Annotated in this window: 12 protein-coding genes; 5 read left to right on the plus strand and 7 right to left on the minus strand. The window is 69.0% G+C overall.

Features of this window, described 5'->3' with window-relative positions; translation table 11 throughout:
* On the plus strand, nt 1-1,258 hold a 1,258-nt coding region (locus tag J8I34_RS27810), incomplete at its 5' end, for an FUSC family protein (RefSeq protein WP_500784440.1).
* Nucleotides 1,259-1,264: 6 nt separating this feature from the next.
* Here J8I34_RS27810 and J8I34_RS27815 read toward each other — a convergent pair.
* From J8I34_RS27815 to rpoD, 5 genes are all read right to left on the minus strand, one after another.
* Complete coding sequence (locus J8I34_RS27815; protein WP_209807512.1) at nt 1,265-1,702, minus strand: YciI family protein; 438 nt, start codon at nt 1,700-1,702, stop codon at nt 1,265-1,267.
* Nucleotides 1,703-1,826: 124 nt separating this feature from the next.
* Nucleotides 1,827-4,622: an Hsp70 family protein gene (locus tag J8I34_RS27820; protein WP_209807513.1), complete on the minus strand. Its 2,796-nt coding sequence runs from the start codon at nt 4,620-4,622 to the stop codon at nt 1,827-1,829.
* A complete protein-coding gene (locus tag J8I34_RS27825; RefSeq protein ID WP_209807514.1) occupies nt 4,615-6,462 on the minus strand; it encodes an Hsp70 family protein in 1,848 nt (615 codons plus the stop codon). Before J8I34_RS27825 ends, J8I34_RS27820 begins: the two co-directional genes overlap by 8 nt.
* On the minus strand, nt 6,459-7,034 hold the full coding sequence (locus tag J8I34_RS27830; RefSeq protein ID WP_209807515.1) for a DUF2760 domain-containing protein: 576 nt from the start codon (nt 7,032-7,034) through the stop codon (nt 6,459-6,461). Before J8I34_RS27830 ends, J8I34_RS27825 begins: the two co-directional genes overlap by 4 nt.
* A 135-nt stretch (nt 7,035-7,169) precedes the next feature.
* On the minus strand, nt 7,170-9,146 hold the full coding sequence (rpoD, locus tag J8I34_RS27835) for an RNA polymerase sigma factor RpoD (protein ID WP_029049088.1): 1,977 nt from the start codon (nt 9,144-9,146) through the stop codon (nt 7,170-7,172).
* A 408-nt stretch (nt 9,147-9,554) separates the two neighbouring features.
* On the opposite strand from rpoD, the gene J8I34_RS27840 reads away from it, so the two are divergent.
* The 3 genes from J8I34_RS27840 to J8I34_RS27850 are packed head-to-tail and all read left to right on the plus strand — an operon-like array spanning nt 9,555 to nt 11,743.
* The gene (locus tag J8I34_RS27840) at nt 9,555-9,803 is read left to right on the plus strand and encodes a hypothetical protein (protein ID WP_029049087.1); all 249 of its coding nucleotides are present in this window, start codon (nt 9,555-9,557) and stop codon (nt 9,801-9,803) included.
* A gap of 30 nt (nt 9,804-9,833) precedes the next feature.
* Nucleotides 9,834-10,790: a pseudouridine-5'-phosphate glycosidase gene (locus tag J8I34_RS27845; RefSeq protein ID WP_209807516.1), complete on the plus strand. Its 957-nt coding sequence runs from the start codon at nt 9,834-9,836 to the stop codon at nt 10,788-10,790.
* Nucleotides 10,791-10,792: 2 nt separating this feature from the next.
* A complete protein-coding gene (locus J8I34_RS27850; RefSeq protein ID WP_209807517.1) occupies nt 10,793-11,743 on the plus strand; it encodes a LysR family transcriptional regulator in 951 nt (316 codons plus the stop codon).
* Between the two features lie 19 nt (nt 11,744-11,762).
* Here the strand turns inward: J8I34_RS27850 and garL are convergent, their stop codons facing one another.
* Both garL and J8I34_RS27860 read right to left on the minus strand, forming a co-directional pair.
* Nucleotides 11,763-12,563: a 2-dehydro-3-deoxyglucarate aldolase gene (garL, locus tag J8I34_RS27855; RefSeq protein WP_209807518.1), complete on the minus strand. Its 801-nt coding sequence runs from the start codon at nt 12,561-12,563 to the stop codon at nt 11,763-11,765.
* Nucleotides 12,564-12,601: 38 nt separating this feature from the next.
* Nucleotides 12,602-13,702 carry a malate/lactate/ureidoglycolate dehydrogenase gene (locus J8I34_RS27860; RefSeq protein ID WP_209807519.1) on the minus strand — a complete coding sequence of 367 codons (1,101 nt, stop codon included), beginning with the start codon at nt 13,700-13,702 and terminating at the stop codon, nt 12,602-12,604.
* A gap of 206 nt (nt 13,703-13,908) precedes the next feature.
* On the opposite strand from J8I34_RS27860, the gene J8I34_RS27865 reads away from it, so the two are divergent.
* Nucleotides 13,909-15,639: a thiamine pyrophosphate-binding protein gene (locus J8I34_RS27865; RefSeq protein WP_209807520.1), complete on the plus strand. Its 1,731-nt coding sequence runs from the start codon at nt 13,909-13,911 to the stop codon at nt 15,637-15,639.
* The last annotated feature ends 16 nt before the right edge of the window (nt 15,640-15,655 follow it).

Genomic DNA, 15,655 nt, shown 5'->3' on the forward strand with positions numbered 1-15,655 from the left:
TGTGAAAGTAGGTCATCGCCAGGCTCTTATTGTGCAAAACCCCTCGACAGCGTTCGCTGCGAGGGGTTTTTGCTTTTTGGATTTTGATTTTTGTTGCAAGGTGGTTGGTGGCATGTCACCAACAGCGACAGCGCGCGCGCTTAAACACCCGACAGCATGTCGCCAACAGCGATCGCCGAGGCACAGCTCAAAAACCTCCGATACCATAAACTTGGCAATCCCCGCCACGCCAAGCAAAACCATGCTAGCCATCCTGCGCAAAACCACCGACGCGCTGTTCGATACAAACCGGCGCTTTCGGCAAGCCAGGCTGTTCCACGCCACGCGCGTCGCGCTGGCATTGCTGGCATCAATTGCCCTGACCACCGGCATCGATATCCCCCACGGTGAGTGGGCCACCATCACCGTACTGGTTGTCATCGGCGGCCTCCAGCACCACGGCAATATCCGGCGCCGCGCCGCGGAACGCGGGATCGGTACCCTGATCGGGGCACTCATCGGCCTGGCGCTGATCGTGCAGCAGTCCTTCTTCGGCTGGCCGCTGCTGACCTATGCGCTGCTGGCGCTGATCTGCGGTTATTGCGCGTACCATGCCATTGGCCAGGGCGGCTATATCGCACTGCTGGCGGCGATTACCGTGGTGATCACAGCTGGCCATGGCGAACAGAATATCGCCGATGCGTTCTGGCGCACCGCTGACGTGTTTATCGGTACCGCGATCGCCCTGGTGTTTTCCTTTGCATTGCCCGCCTACGCCTCATATTCCTGGCGCATCCGGCTGGCGGGTCTGTTGCGCGCCAGCATGGCGGTCCATACGCGGATGCAGCACGGTTTTGCCGACGCCGCCGAGCTGCGCGCCGCGATGGTGGATTTGGGCGTGAAGCTGATCCCGCTGCGCGGGCTGATTCCCTCTGTCGCCAAGGAGACCGGCGTGCCAGCCGCCGAGTTCGAGGAAATCCAGCATGGCGTGCGTGTCTGTATCAGCGCGCTGGAACTGATGGCGACTATCGAGTTTGAAGGTGGTTTGCGCGAGGGCGGCGATCCGGGTATCGACACGACCTTGCTGGCCCTGGCCGATGCGCTCGAGACCGGCAAGACGCCATTGCCGACGCCATCGCCGCGAGCCGCAGTAGTGGAAGCGGAGCCAGGGCCGCTGCCGATCATGGCACGGCAGCTGGCCGGCGAACTGGCCACCCTGCGCGCCAGGCTTGACCGGCTAAGCAGGCAGTATGGCTTTCCGTACGCCGTACGCCTCTAGCCCTTGTCAACGCGGTTTGTTGGCCTGCTCGTCGACCTGCGCGCGCAGCCGCTCTTCCTGTTCGCGCAATTCGGGCGTGAATTCGGCGCCGAAATCCTCGGCCTCAAACACCGGACGGATCTCGATCTCGGACTCACCCTCCATGGGATTGGGGCAGCGCTTGACCCATGCGATGGCCTCGTCCATCGACTTGACCTGCCACAGCCAGAATCCCGCAATGAGTTCGTCGGTCTGCGCAAACGGGCCGTCGGTCACGGTCCGCTCCTTGCCCGAGAAGCGCACGCGCTTGCCCTTTACGCTCGGATGCAGGCCCTCGCCGGCGAGCATGACGCCAGCCTTGACCAGCTCTTCGTTGAAGTTGCCCATTGCCGCCAGCAATTCAGTGCTCGGCATCTTGCCGGCTTCGGAATCGCTCGTTGCCTTGACGATCACCATGACGCGCATTGTCTTGCTCCTTGAAGGGCTGGCTGCCGCTACACGGCAGCAGGAGCAAGTCAGCATAGGAGAAATTCAAAGCACCTTCAAATGACGCCACGGGCACATGGGAAGGCCGCGACTCACCCGGCGATCACCCCGCGATCAGCTTGAGGCCCGCGGGCAGCGCTTCTCCGAATACCCGTCCCTCGTCCGCGGCACTGAGCTCGACGACTTCGCGGACCATGGCGATCCAGCTTTGTGGCGCGTTGACGGCTTCGAGCCGGCGCAGCACATCGGCCCGGGTCTCGTCGGGCAGGTCGCGGGTGCGGTCGCCGGTCATGCGCGCGATCTGCACCGCGGCGAAGGCGGCCGGCTCGACCTTCTTCCAGTCGAGCGCGAGGATTGCGTCGATCCATTGCGTGGCGATCTCCGCCGGCACGACGCTGTGCGCGCTGCCATAGAACGGCATGCGCGCGCCGATGCGGCCCACCGCCCACCAGGCCAGGTTGTTTTCCGATGGCTTGCGCAGCCGTGTCAGCAGCCAGCCGGCAAGCTCGATCTTGGTGTCGGCCGACAGGCGTTCGAGCGATCCCGCCAGGCGAACCATGTCGGCATACCCGCCCCGAGTGGGACCGGGCGGTTTCTTGTAGTGTCCGCTGCCGGGCGGCTGCAGGTAGAACGCCATGTCCTCGAACAAGCGCAGTTGCGCGCTTTCATCGAGACCACCGGCGGCGCGCCGCCACAGCGTCCACCATTCCGACCAGTTCTGGGTTTCGTTGACATACTGGATGCCCTGGTCGTACTGCGACCAGAGCTGCTCGACGCGCCATTCGTCCAGCGGATAGCCGAAGCCCGGCCGCACGCAATAGCCGGCCAGGTTCAGCCACAGGCGTTCATGGTCGGCCGTGCGGCGACGGCGTTTGGCGCGCTCCCAGAAGGCACCGAACAGCTCGCGCAGCAGGGCACTGTCCCATTGCTCGCGCGGGCCCAGCATCTGCTCCAGCTGCGCGCGCAAGCGCTTGACCTCCTTGGGGCCCACATCCTGCGAGCGTGCGCCAAAGGTGCGGTCGATCGCCTCGATGGCTTGCGGCAGCGACGGGTGCGCTGTCGCGGGTGCCGGCGCTTCCGCCGGGGCGTCGTTGCCGCGCAGCTGGAACTCCAGCCGCCAGCGTTGCGCGGCGTCGGCGATATCGATGCAGTGGACTTCGAGCGTGCCCACCTCGGTCAGCGAGGTGCTGATCTGCACCGGCGTCTCGCGCGGACCGCGGGCGCCGCGCGGCGGCACAACGGTGGCGATCGGCGGCAGCCGCACGAAGTCGCCCGCCGACAGGTCGACCAGTTCGCCTGGTTGATAGACGGTATCGGCGACGGACGACACAAGGTGGAATTGCACCGGGTGCCCGACCCGCAGCGCAAAAGTACGGTCGCTGAGGTGGACTTCATGGCCTTCCTCGGTGCCCTTGGGCAGCAGGCAGATGCCTTGCTGGCCCGTCGCACCGTCGTCGAGGACGAGGAAGTAGCTGCGCGGCGAACCGCCACCGATGCGCGGCGCCTGGCCGCTGCGTGCCCTTGCATAAGCGACCGCGCCGCGCGCCACGGCGATGTCGGGGTCGGCGTTATGCAGCACGTGCAGCGGCGCACCGCGCCATGCGCCCAGTGTCTCGGCGATGCGGCCTGCCAGCGCTTGCGCGCGGAACACGCCGCCATTGAGCAGCAGCGTGTCGGGTACGGGCAGGGCATCGTCCTGCACGGGCGGCGCCTCCAGCGCGATGCGCGACTGCGCGGCGTGCTGCGCCAGAAAGCCGGCGACGTGTCGCGTTACGGCGGGGTCGGACGCATAGGGCAGGCCGAACTCGACGATGGCGCCACGCGCGCGGCCGGGTCGTTCTCCGGATGCAACCCTGGGAAAGAAACCGTCGACAACGAGTTGCTCGACTTCCTCCCGCGCCACCTCCACCGATCGCGCGCCGCCGACCAGCTTCGAACCTGCACCGAGCAGCGTGACCGTGACGGAATCCGGCGCCTGCACGCTGAGCAACTGTTCCTTGGCCGCACGGCTGCGAGCCACCAGTTGCGACAGGCTGGAGGCCGACAGCCGCTGGCCCGCGCCGAGGCGCGCTTCGACCAGGTGCGCCAGCGCCAGGTCCATGTTGTCGCCGCCAAGCATCAGGTGGTTGCCCACACCAATGCGCGTCAACTGCGGCTGTCCGTCTTGCATCTCCACCCGGATCAGCGTGAGGTCGGTGGTGCCACCACCGACGTCGCAGATCAGCACCAGGCGCGTCTGCGCGAGCTCCGTATCCAGCGTCTGGCGATGATGGAAGAGCCAGTCGTACAGCGCCGCCTGCGGTTCTTCAAGCAGGCGCAGCGCCGGCAACCCGGCCAGGCGCGCTGCTTCGAGCGTCAGCGCGCGCGCGCCTTCGTCGAACGAAGCAGGCACGGTAAGCACCACGTCCTGCTGCTCGAGCGGCGCATCGGGGAAACGGTGGTTCCATGCCGAGGCGACATAGCCAAGGTAGCTGGCGCTGGCGACCACCGGCGAGATCTTGTCGGCGTCGTCGGGCCCGCCCCACGGCAGGATGGGCGCGGTGCGGTCGACCGATGCGTGCGACAGCCAGCTCTTGGCGCTGGCGACAAGCCGGCCGGGCACCTGCGCGCCCAGCGTCGCCGCCAGGCGGCCGAACACGGTCCGGCGCGCGGCGGCGCTGGCGGCGGTCTGCCAGGGGAGCTGCAAATCGTCACCGCTGAGTTCGCCCGGCGCCGCGTGGTAGCGCACCGAGGGCAGCAGCGGGCGTGCCGCGACTTCGCCGGGGCTGACCAGCTGGTCGATATCGAACACACGGATATCGTCCGACCCGGCCTTCGCGTAGGCGACGACCGTATTGCTGGTGCCGAGGTCAATGCCGACGACGTACTGCTTCGCCGGCGCGGACGCTGCCTCAGGCATCGGCGCTGCCGCGCACGTCGAACTCGACCTTCCAGCGCTCGCCGTTGCCGCGCGGCACGGCTTCCAGCTCCAGCGTGCCGGCTTCGGTCACGCGCGCATGCAGCCTGACCGGCACGACTTCACCGGCGGTGCGGCCTTCGGCGGGCAGGGTCGCCTGGATTTCCTCCAGCTCCTGCAGTTCTTCCGGACCCCAGAAGTCGAGCAAAGTGCCGACCTGGTCCTGGCGGCGCACCGACGAGCCGAAGAAGCGGAAATGCACCGGCTCGCCCACCACCAGGCCGAATTCCTGCGGCGGCAGCGCGGCGTCGGTGCCTTCTTCCATGCCGAACGGCGCCACGCACAGCCCCTGGATCGGCGGTTCGAACCCGGGCACGGCCGGCATCGACGATTCCACCGCGACATAGTAGGAACGCGCGGTACCGCCACGGATGCGCACGCCCTTGCCGCGCCGCACGTAGCCGTAGTACGCCGCGCCGCGTGCCACGGCCAGGTCCAGCTCGGCGCCGCCCAGCAGCCGCGCGGGTGCGGCGTTTTCGCCGGCGAGCCAGCCGTTGAGGGTCTGCAGGATGCGCTCGACCAGCAGTTCCGACTTGAACACGCCGCCGTTGAACAGCACCGCGGTCGGATGCAGCAAGGTCGCGCCTTCCGGCTGCGCGCCCTGGAAGCCTTCCAGTTCGGTCAGCGCGGCTACCTGGCGGCCCAGGAATGCGGCCAGGTGGCGCGTGATGGCCGCATCCTGCGCGTACGGCAGGCCTAGCTGTGTCAGGCCGGCGCGCGCGCGGCTGACCGGGCGTGCCGAGGCGTCGACCTGCGGGAAGAAGCCTTCCAGGATGGTCTGCGTCAGCTCGGCGCGGGTCAGGTCCGTGCGGATCGATCCGCCGATCAGCTTGGAGCCGCGGCTCGGCACGACCAGCGGCACGGTGTCGGTGGTGGGGTCGGTGAGCAGCGTTTCCTTGGCAGCGCGGCAGGCGTAGGTCAGCGCGCGCAGCTGCCACGGATCGGCCTGCGTGCCTTGCGCGGCCAGCTTGCGCGCCACCACGTGGGCCAGCGCCAGGTCCATGTTGTCGCCGCCGAGCAGGATATGGTCGCCCACGGCGACACGGTGCAGCTCCAGGTTGCCGTCGCGCTCGATCACAGCGATCAGCGACAGGTCGGTGGTGCCGCCGCCGACGTCGACGACCAGGATGATGTCGCCGACCTTCACCTGCTTGCGCCACTGGCCGCCGCTTTTCTGGATCCAGCTGTACAGCGCGGCCTGCGGTTCCTCCAGCAGGGTCATGCGGGCATAGCCGGCCGCGGCTGCCGCTTCGGCGGTCAGCTCGCGTGCGGCGGGGTCGAACGATGCGGGGATCGTGACCGTGATGTCCTGCTCGCCGAACGGCGCGTCGGGATGGGCCTGGTTCCAGGCCTCGCGCAGGTGGCTCAGGTAGCGCACCGATGCTTCCAGCGGCGACACGCGCGACACTTCCGGCGGCGCGTCGGCGGGCAGGATCTGCGCGCGGCGGTCGACGCCGGGGTGGCACAGCCAGCTTTTCGCGCTGGACACCAGCCGGATCGGCGTGGCCGCGCCGCGGGTGCGTGCCATCTCGCCCACGGCGAAATCGCGCTCGGCGGTCCATGGCAGCGCCAGGTCGCCGGGCGACAGCTCGCTCGCGTGCGGCAGGTACAGGAAGGAGGGCAGCAGGTCGAGATCCTCGACGGCGCCCGGCGCGGTCAGCTGCGCGATGGCCTGAACGTCCTGGCTGGTCTTCTCGCCATCGCTGGCGGCCAGGTCGACGTAGGACAGCGCGCTGTGGGTGGTGCCCAGGTCGATGCCGATGGCGTAGCGGGCTTCGCTCATAGCTCGACCTCGGCCGGCGCGATCACGGTGGCGTCATGGCGCTCGGCCACGCGCGGCAGGCGCACTTCCTCGACCTTCCAGCCGCGGTGGCTGATGCTGCCGTGGAACGGCGCGCTGCCGACCACGTTGCCGGTGAGGCGGATGGCGGTGGCGTCGAAACCGTCGGCCACCGTCACGCGGCTGCCTTCGGCTTCCTCGCGCACCGGGCGGATGGTGAAGTGCTCGCGCAGCACCGCGCGGCAGCCGTCGTGCACCAGGCGTGCGGCGGCGCCGATTTCCGCGTCGGAATAGCGGGCAATGTCTTCCTCGACGAAGTCGACGAAGCGGGCGTCGCGCTGCAGCAGGCCCAGCAGCTGCAGTGCCGCCACCGGGCTGGCTTCCTTCAGCGTGGGGGCCTCGGGCGCCGCTGCCGGGACCGGCGCGGCGACGGGGGCCGGCGCTGCCGGCGCGGCGCTCTCGCCGCTGCGCAGCCGCTTGATGCCGGCCGCGAGCTGGCCGTCGCCGAGGATGGCGAAGAAGGTGCCCACGGCAAGCGAAACCCTGCCGAAGAAAGATAGGTTCGAGTCAGTCATGAAAAAGCTCCCGTGGCCCCGTCGGGCCACCCAGACCGGGATTTTGCCCTAACAAGTGTGTCAGCCGGCCACATTGCGACGAACCGGCACGGCAGCTTCCCATGCGCCGCCCGGTACACGCCGGCCGGCCGGAGATCAGGCGTCCCGCAGGTAGGTCATCAGGCGGTCGGCGCGGCTCGGGTGCTTGAGCTTCTTCATGGCCTTGCTCTCGATCTGGCGGATCCGCTCGCGCGTGACGTCGAACTGCTTGCCGACTTCTTCCAGCGTATGGTCGCTGGCCATGTCGATGCCGAAGCGCATGCGCAGCACCTTGGCCTCACGTGGGGTCAGCTCGTCGAGCATCTCGCGCACGACTGCGCGCAGGCCCGCCTGCAGGGCGGCATCGGCCGGCGTGGCGTTGTCCGAGTCGGCGATCATGTCGCCCAGGCTGGTGTCGCCGTCCTCGCCCACCGGCGTTTCCATCGACACCGGCTCCTTGGCGATCTTCATGATCGAGCGGATCTTCTCTTCCGGCATGTCCATGCGCTCGGCCAGCACGGCCGGATCCGGCTCCTTGCCGGTCTGCTGCATGATCTCGCGCGACAGGCGGTTGAGCTTGTTGATCTGCTCGATCATGTGGACCGGCACGCGGATGGTCCGGGCCTGGTCGGCGATGGCGCGCGTGACGGCCTGGCGCACCCACCAGGTCGCGTAGGTGGAAAATTTCCAGCCGCGGCGGTATTCGAACTTGTCCACCGCCTTCATCAGGCCGATATTGCCTTCCTGGATCAGGTCCAGGAACAGCAGGCCGCGGTTGGTGTACTTCTTGGCGATCGAGATCACCAGGCGCAGGTTGGCCTGCGTCATTTCGTGCTTGGCCTGACGCATCTGGCGCTCGGCGGCCAGCATCTTGCGGTTGACCGACTTCAGCTCGGCCAGCGACAGCGTGGCGCGGGCCTGGATGTCGATCAGCTTCTGCTGGTGCGACTCCAGGTCGGGCAGGGCGCGCGCCACGGCGGCGCTGTAGGGGCGGTTTTCCGCCACCAGTGCCTGGCCCCAGGCGAGGTTGGTTTCATTGCCGGGGAAGCGGGCCACGACGTCCTCGCGCGGCATGCCGCAGCGCTCGACCAGCAGCTGCAGCACCTGGCGCTCGACGGCGCGCACGGCATCGACCATCGACTGCACGTCGGCGCACAGGCGCTCGATGGTCTTCGCGGTGAAGCGGATCGTGCGCAGTTCTTCGCGCACCGCGTCGCGGGCGGCCAGGAACGCCGGCGACTGGGTGCCGTCGGCCGCCTCTTCGCTGCGCATCACTTCGAACTGCGCGGCCACGCGCGCAAACCGCTTCAGGCATTCCTCGCGCAGCTGCGCCGAGTCGGTCTCGGCGCCGCCGGCCTGCTGGGTCGAGCCTTCGTCGGCATCGTCTTCGTCGCCGTCTTCGTCATCGGCGCTGACGCTGGTGTCTTCGACCTCATCGTCGGCAGCGGGGGCCGCGGCGGCTTCCGCAGTGCTCTCGTCGCTCAGGCCGTCGACCAGGTCGTCGATCGCCATCTCGTTGGCGGAGACCCGTTCGGACAGTTCCAGGATCGTCGCGATCGTCGACGGGCACGCCGAGACCGCATGGATCATGTTGTTCAGGCCGTCTTCGATGCGCTTGGCCAGCTCGACTTCCTGCTTGCGCGTGAGCAGCGTGGCCGAGCTCATCTCGCGCATGTACATGCGCACCGGGTCGGTGGTGCGGCCGAATTCAGAGTCGACCGTGGACAGCGCCACCTCGGCCTCTTCTTCGGCCTGGTCGTCGGAGGCGACCACCGGACTGTCGCTCAGCAGCAGCGTCTCGGCATCCGGGGTCTGCTCGTAGATCTTCACGCCCATTTCGGCGAACGTGTTGACGATGCTTTCCATCGCCGCCGTGTCGGCGAAATTTTCCGGCAGGTGGTCGCTGATGTCGGCGTGGGTCAGGTACCCGCGCTGCTTGCCCAGCTGGATCAGGGCGCGCAATTGCTGGCTACGCGCGGCGGCCTCGGCCGAGGGATCAAGCTGTGCCGCGGACCCGCCGGGGGTCTGGCCTAGGCCCTTGATGGCTCCTGCATCTCGTGATTTGGCTGCCGTACGTTGTGCGCCGCTTGTCATTGACTGCTTTTTCCTTCGTGAATGGCAATTCGACGGCAGCGCGCACGATCACGTGCATCGCGTCCTGCTGTCGAGGCAAAAGAGGGGGTTCGCGATGGCGAGGGGCCGCAAATCAGGGGCGCGCCATGGCCTTCGAATCGGGGTCCGACATTGTACAGCCATTGGTGCGTCGCAGCACCTTGCAGTCGTAAGGAAGGTACTGTCGACTTGCCGGAACGGCGTAATCGGTGTATGCGCGGGGTATGCGCCGGCCCGCTTTTTCGGGTGCTCAGAAAGCCATGAGAGGGCAAGATGCGGCACATCGATGTCGGCTCCGGAGGCGGATCGCGGTTATAGCTTAGGCGACCCGGCTAAAATCAAGCACGCGGCACAGCTGGCTGCCGCGTCGAAAAAGGCCCCCGAATGCTCATGAACCCCAGAACGATCACGATAGCGCTGCTGCTGGCCGCATGCAGCGTCCCGGCCTATGCAAGCCTGGCGTCTGATGCGCGCGCGTTCAAGCACAACGTCAAGGCGGCGGGCAAGCAAGGCGGCCACGCGGTGCGCGATGCGGCGCATGCCGTCGGCCGCGGGGCCAAGGAAGCCGGCCATGCCGTCGGCTCTGCGACAAAGCAGGGCTGGCATGCGACGAAAAAGGCAGTCAAGGGCAGCGACTAGCCCGTGCCGGCCGTTCACCAACGCTCCGAGATGAATGCCATCCGTGCCCGGGACTGGCTGGACTTCAGTGCGCCTGTAGCCGCCGCGCGGGCTGCGGGCCGCCCCGTGGTTGCCCTTGAATCGACCATCATCGCGCACGGCATGCCTTATCCCGAGAACGTGCGCACCGCCCGCGAAGTGGAGGCGCTGATCCGCAGCCTCGGCGCCGAGCCGGCGACCATCGCGGTGATCGGCGGGCGCATCCGCATCGGCCTGTCCGACGACGAGCTGGAACTGCTGGGCCGCTCCGGGCAGGCGCACAAGGTCAGCCGGCGCGACCTGCCGGCGGTGCTGGCCAGCGGCGAACCCGGCGCCACCACCGTGGCGGGAACGATGATCTGCGCCGCGCTGGCGGGCATCGAGGTCTTCGTCACCGGCGGCATCGGCGGCGTGCACCGCGGCGCGCAGGAAACCTTCGACATTTCGGCCGACCTGCAGGAACTGGCCAGAACCTCGGTGGCGGTGGTCTGCGCCGGCGCGAAATCGGTGCTGGATATCGGCCTGACGCTGGAATACCTGGAGACGCATGGCGTGCCCGTGCTCAGCTGCGGGCAGGACAACGTGGCGGCGTTCTACAAGCGCGACAGCGGTTTCCGCGCGGATTACCGGCTCGATGACCCGGCGCAGCAGGCGCGCTTCATCCGCGCCAAGTGGGACCTTGGCCTGGCGGGCGGCGTGGTGCTGAGCACGCCGGTGCCCGAAGCGGCGGCCATGGCCTCTGCGGAGATCGATGGCCTGACCGCACAGGCGCTGGCCGAAGCCGCCGCGCAAGGCATCACCGGCAAGGCCGTGACGCCGTTCCTGCTGGCCCGCATCAAGGCGCTGACCGGCGGCCGCAGCCTGGCGACGAATATCGCGCTGGTCAGGCACAACGCCGAGGTGGGCGCGCGGCTGGCCCTGGCGCTGGCGGCCACCGGCCCGCTGGCCAGCCAGGCCAGCCAGGGCTAGCCATGAGCGCCAGTGCTCCCGCACCGCTGCATTCCGACGACCTGGCCTGCTTTGTCTGCGTGGCCGGCACGGGCAGCATTTCGCGCGCGGCGCTGGAGCAGGGCGCCGACCAGTCCACGGTCAGCCGGCAGATCGCGCGCCTGGAAGCCAGCCTCGATACCCGGCTGTTCCATCGCACCGGCCGCGGCATGATCCTGACCGAGGCCGGCCAGACCCTGCTCGGCTATGCGCGGCAGGTCTCGGCCACGCTGGCCGAGGCGCGCGAGGCGATCCGGGCCTCGACCGCGCAGGGGCCGGCGCAGCTGATCATCGCGGCGCAGCCCACCATCGCCAACACCGCGTTCGCCAGTATCGGCACGGCCGTCAGGCAGCGCTTCCCGGCGACCCGGGTGCGTTTCGTCGAAGGGCTGGCCAGCCCGTTGCTGGCCTGGCTGGCGGAAGGCGAAGTCGATGTCGCGCTGCTCTACCTGCCCGACCAGCACGGCGCGCTCAAGGTCGACGTGCTGCTGGAAGAAGACCTGACGCTGGTTACGCCGACGTCATGGAACCATATCGGGCCGACGTTCCGCTGCGCCAGCCTGGACGAGGTGCCGCTGATCCTGCCCAGCACCGGCCACGGGCTGCGCGTGCTGGCCGAAAACCTGGTGGCGCGCGCCGGCAAGTCGCTGCAGCTGGCGATGGAATGCGATGCGTCGAATACCGTGTCGATGCGGCTGGTCGAGGATGGCTGCGGCGCCACGCTGCTGCCGTTCGCCGCGGTGGCGGACCGCGTGGCGCAAGGGCGGCTGCGCTGCGCCCGGCTGGTCGAGCCGGTGGTGACGCGACAGGTGGCGCTGGCCACCGCGCGCAATCGGCCGCCGGTGCCGGAGCTGTGGGACATCATGCAGACCGTGCGCCAGTCGGTGCGCAATACCGTGATGTCGGGCGCGTGGCCGGGCGCCCGGCTGGTCTGATCAGCGCATCCCCCGCCCGCTACCCTCGGTCGGCAAAGCGGTCCCGCAGCGCCTGCGTGGCCTGGCGCAGCAGCACGTGGTCCAGCCCGACCGCGACGAAGCTGGCGCCCATGTCCAGGTAGCGGCGCGCGTCGGCCTCGACCGGCGTCAGCGTGCCGACAGCCTTGCCGGCCTGCCGCGCGGCCCGGAAGATGCGCCCGACTTCGGCCTGGACTTCAGGGTGGTTGGGGTTGCCGAGATGGCCGCAGGCGGCCGCCAGGTCGTTGGGGCCGATGAAGATGCCGTCGACGCCTTCCACCGCGCAGATCTCCTCCGCGGCATCCACATCTTTCCGGCTCTCGATCTGCACCAGCACGCACAGGTTGTCGTTGATCCGCTCGAAATAGCCCGGCATGGTGCCATAGCGGTTGCTCCGCTGCGTCATCGCCACGCCGCGCGTGCCCAGCGGCGGGTAGCGGGTCGCCGATACTGCCTGGCGCGCCTGCTCGGCGCTTTCCACGAACGGGATCAGGAAGTTGTAGAAGCCCAGGTCGAGCAGGCGCTTGAGCAGGATCGGGTCGTTCCACGCCGGCCGCACCACGGGGGCGCTGACGCTGTCCTTGAGCGCCATCAGCTGCGGCAGCAGCGTCAGCGGGTCGTTGGGGGCATGCTCGGTATCGAGCAGCAGCCAGTCGAAGCCGGCCACGCCGACGATCTCGGTGGTCACCGGGCTGGCCAGCGAGCACCAGCAGCCGATCTGGCGCTGCTGGCCGAGCACGGCGGCGCGGAAGGTGTTGGGCAGGGGCGAATACGGGGCGCGTGGATGGTTAGCCGAGGGCATGCGGTGTGCTTCCTTTGGGTCGGGGTGTGAGGTAATGCTCAGGCCGCCAGCCGCGAGAGCCGCGATAGCGGCCCGGGCGAAGTGCCACGGACCGACTGCACGCGCGCGGCGGCGTCGTCAAGCTGGGCCAGCGTGCCGCTGTCCACCGGGATGGCTTCGGCACGTTCGCGCCGGCGTTGCCGTTCGGGCTCGCCGGGCAGGGCGATGCCGGCCTGGCCGGTCTGCTGCCGCGACGAGCGGATCCAGTCGGCAAAGGCCTGGACCTCGCCGCCGAAGCTGGTGCTGGTGCCGAGCCGCTGCGGGTCGAACACGATCGCCAGCATGTTGTTCCACACCGCGTGGCGGTGCGTCAGTGTCTCGGGCCGGATGGTGTGGCCGCCGGTCACCGCGGCGCCCAGCAGTTCGCACATCACCGCCAGCACATAGCCCTTGTGCTCGCCGAACGCCTGCAGCGCGCCCTGCGCGGCGCCATCGGCGGGGAACATCACCTCGGGCCGCGTGGTCGGTGCACCTTCCGCATCGATCAGGCAGCCGGCAGGCACCTCGATTCCCTTGTTGTGGGCCACGCGCACCTTGCCGAGCGCGATCGCGCTGGTGGCAAAGTCGAGCACCAGCGGCTGCGCGCCCGCCACCGGCAAGCCGATCGTGAAGGGATTGGTGCCGAAGCGCGCTTCGCTGCCGCCGTGCGGGGCGACGATGGGCTTGGACAGCACGTTGACGAAGTGGATCGAGATCATGCCGGCCGCGCACGCCTGCTCGGCCCAGTGGCCGACGCGTCCCAGATGGTGCGACTGGCGCAGTCCCATCACGCAGACGCCATGCTCCCTGGCCCGGCCGATCGCCAGCGCCATGGCTTCCTCGGTCACCGCCTGGCCCATGCCGCGGTTGCCGTCCAGGCTCAGCATGCTGCCGCCGTCGTGCAGCACGCTGACGTTGCGGTTCAGCTGCAGTTCGTCGGCCTGCCACGACAGCACGTATTTGGGGATCATGCCGACGCCGTGCGAATCGTGCCCGCTCAGGTTGGCGCCGACCAGGTGGTCCGCGGTCAGGCGCGCCTCGCGCGCGCCGGAGCCGGCCGCCAGCCAGAGATCGGTGACCCATTGGTGCAGGGCAGGCGTGGAAATGTGGTGTTCGCTCATGTCGTCTCGATTTGTTCTTGGATGGAACGCCTTCCCGATGGCAAGGCGCGGGCCGGGCGAGCGGACATTCTGGCAGCAATCTACCTGCCGGCGGCCACCCCGGCCTTGCATTTCCTGCAAAGCAGGCATGCAGGAAGACGCGAGCGGACGTGGCCGGCCCGGGGCAACAATCGGCGCCGTACCTTTCCCGAGCCTTGATGAACCCCATGCCTGCCGATACTGCCTTGCCTGACGCCCGAGCGACCCATGCCGCCCGGACTGCCGCCCGGACTGCCGCACCGACGCGCCGCACCGGCGGCCGCGCGCTGGTCGACGCCTTGCGCCTGCACGGCACGGACCGCATCTTCTGCGTGCCGGGCGAAAGCTTCCTCGACGTGCTGGACGCGCTGCACGACCAGCCCGCCATCGAACTGGTGGTATGCAAGCACGAGGGCGCTGCCGCCAACATGGCCGAGGCCGACGGCAAGCTGACCGGCCGCCCGGGCATCTGCTTCGTGACGCGCGGGCCGGGCGCCACCCATGCCAGCATCGGCGTGCATATCGCGGCGCAGGATTCGACGCCGATGATCCTGTTCATCGGCCAGATCGCGCGCGAGCACATGGGGCGCGAGGCGTTCCAGGAAGTCGACTACACCGCGATGTTCGGGGGCATGGCCAAGTGGGTGGCGCAGATTGACGATCCGGAGCGCATCCCCGAACTGGTCGCGCGGGCGTTCCAGTGCGCGACCTCGGGCCGGCCCGGACCGGTGGTGCTGGCGCTGCCTGAAGACGTGCTCGACGGCCTGTGCGAGTGCGCCGATGCCGCGCCGTACCGGCCGGTCTCGGCGGCGCCGTCGCAGGACGATGCCGAGGCGCTGCGCGCCGCGCTGGCCGCCGCCGAGCGCCCGCTGGTCATTGCCGGCGGCGCCAACTGGAGCGCCGCAGCCGCGGCGGACTTCGCCGCCTTCGTCAAGGCCTGGGACCTGCCGGTGGCCTGCGCCTTCCGCCGCCAGGACGTCTTCGACAACCGCGACGCGCACTATGCCGGCCACCTGAGCCTGGGCATGAACCCGCGCCTGGCGCAGCGCGTGCGCGACGCCGACCTGATCCTGGCATTCGGCACCCGCCTGGGCGATATCGTCACCGATGGCTACCAGCTGCTGACGCCGCCGCGGCCGCGCCAGCGGCTGGTGCACGTGCATGCCGACAGCGCCGAGCTTGGACGCGTCTACCAGGCGGAACTGGCGATCCAGGCCGGCATCGGCCCGGGGGCGCGCATGCTGGCCGCGCTGGCGGCGCCTTCCTTGTCTTCCTCACGGCGCTGGGCGGAATGGACCCGCGCCGCGCGCGCCGACCACGTCGCCTTCTCGGCCCCGTTGGCGGCCAACGCGCAGGCGCGCGGCGTCGACCTGTGCCAGGTGATGCAGTACCTCGACCAGACGCTGCCGGACGACGCCATCCTCAGCAACGGCGCTGGCAACTACACGGTCTGGCTGCACCGCTTCTTCGCCTACCGGCAGCCGCGCACCGAACTGGCCCCCACCTGCGGCGCCATGGGCTACGGCCTGCCGGCGGCCATCGCGGCCAAGCTGCGCGCGCCGCGGCGGATGGTGGTCTGCTTTGCCGGCGACGGCTGCTTCCAGATGTATCCGCAAGAACTGGCGACCGCGGCGGAGGCGGGGGCCAATGTGATCGTCGTGCTGGTCAACAACGGCATGTACGGGACCATCCGCATGCACCAGGCGAAGCGCTATCCGGGGCGCGTCAGCGGCACCGGCATCCGCAACCCGGACTTTGTCGCCATGGCGCGCGCCTGCGGCGCGTGGGCCGAGCGGGTGGAGCATGCCGACGGGTTTGCCGATGCCTTCGAACGCGCCCGCGCCGCAGGCACGCCGGCCGTGATCGAACTGATGAGCGATCCGCGCCAGATCACGCCGGCAATGTGGGTGGACGAGTGAGGCCCTGTAGAGGCGC

Source organism: Cupriavidus phytohabitans (assembly GCF_017815025.1).
Taxonomy (GTDB): Bacteria; Pseudomonadota; Gammaproteobacteria; order Burkholderiales; family Burkholderiaceae; genus Cupriavidus.

What these genes read in the sequence shown, in the direction of transcription:
- J8I34_RS27815 (WP_209807512.1), bottom strand. Translation starts at nt 1,702, where the DNA reads ATGCGCGTCATGGTGATCGTCAAGGCAACGAGCGATTCCGAAGCCGGC.
- J8I34_RS27820 (WP_209807513.1), bottom strand. Translation starts at nt 4,622, where the DNA reads ATGCCTGAGGCAGCGTCCGCGCCGGCGAAGCAGTACGTCGTCGGCATT.
- J8I34_RS27825 (WP_209807514.1), bottom strand. Translation starts at nt 6,462, where the DNA reads ATGAGCGAAGCCCGCTACGCCATCGGCATCGACCTGGGCACCACCCAC.
- J8I34_RS27830 (WP_209807515.1), bottom strand. Translation starts at nt 7,034, where the DNA reads ATGACTGACTCGAACCTATCTTTCTTCGGCAGGGTTTCGCTTGCCGTG.
- rpoD (WP_029049088.1), bottom strand. Translation starts at nt 9,146, where the DNA reads ATGACAAGCGGCGCACAACGTACGGCAGCCAAATCACGAGATGCAGGA.
- J8I34_RS27840 (WP_029049087.1), top strand. Translation starts at nt 9,555, where the DNA reads ATGAACCCCAGAACGATCACGATAGCGCTGCTGCTGGCCGCATGCAGC.
- J8I34_RS27845 (WP_209807516.1), top strand. Translation starts at nt 9,834, where the DNA reads ATGAATGCCATCCGTGCCCGGGACTGGCTGGACTTCAGTGCGCCTGTA.
- J8I34_RS27850 (WP_209807517.1), top strand. Translation starts at nt 10,793, where the DNA reads ATGAGCGCCAGTGCTCCCGCACCGCTGCATTCCGACGACCTGGCCTGC.
- garL (WP_209807518.1), bottom strand. Translation starts at nt 12,563, where the DNA reads ATGCCCTCGGCTAACCATCCACGCGCCCCGTATTCGCCCCTGCCCAAC.
- J8I34_RS27860 (WP_209807519.1), bottom strand. Translation starts at nt 13,702, where the DNA reads ATGAGCGAACACCACATTTCCACGCCTGCCCTGCACCAATGGGTCACC.
- J8I34_RS27865 (WP_209807520.1), top strand. Translation starts at nt 13,909, where the DNA reads ATGCCTGCCGATACTGCCTTGCCTGACGCCCGAGCGACCCATGCCGCC.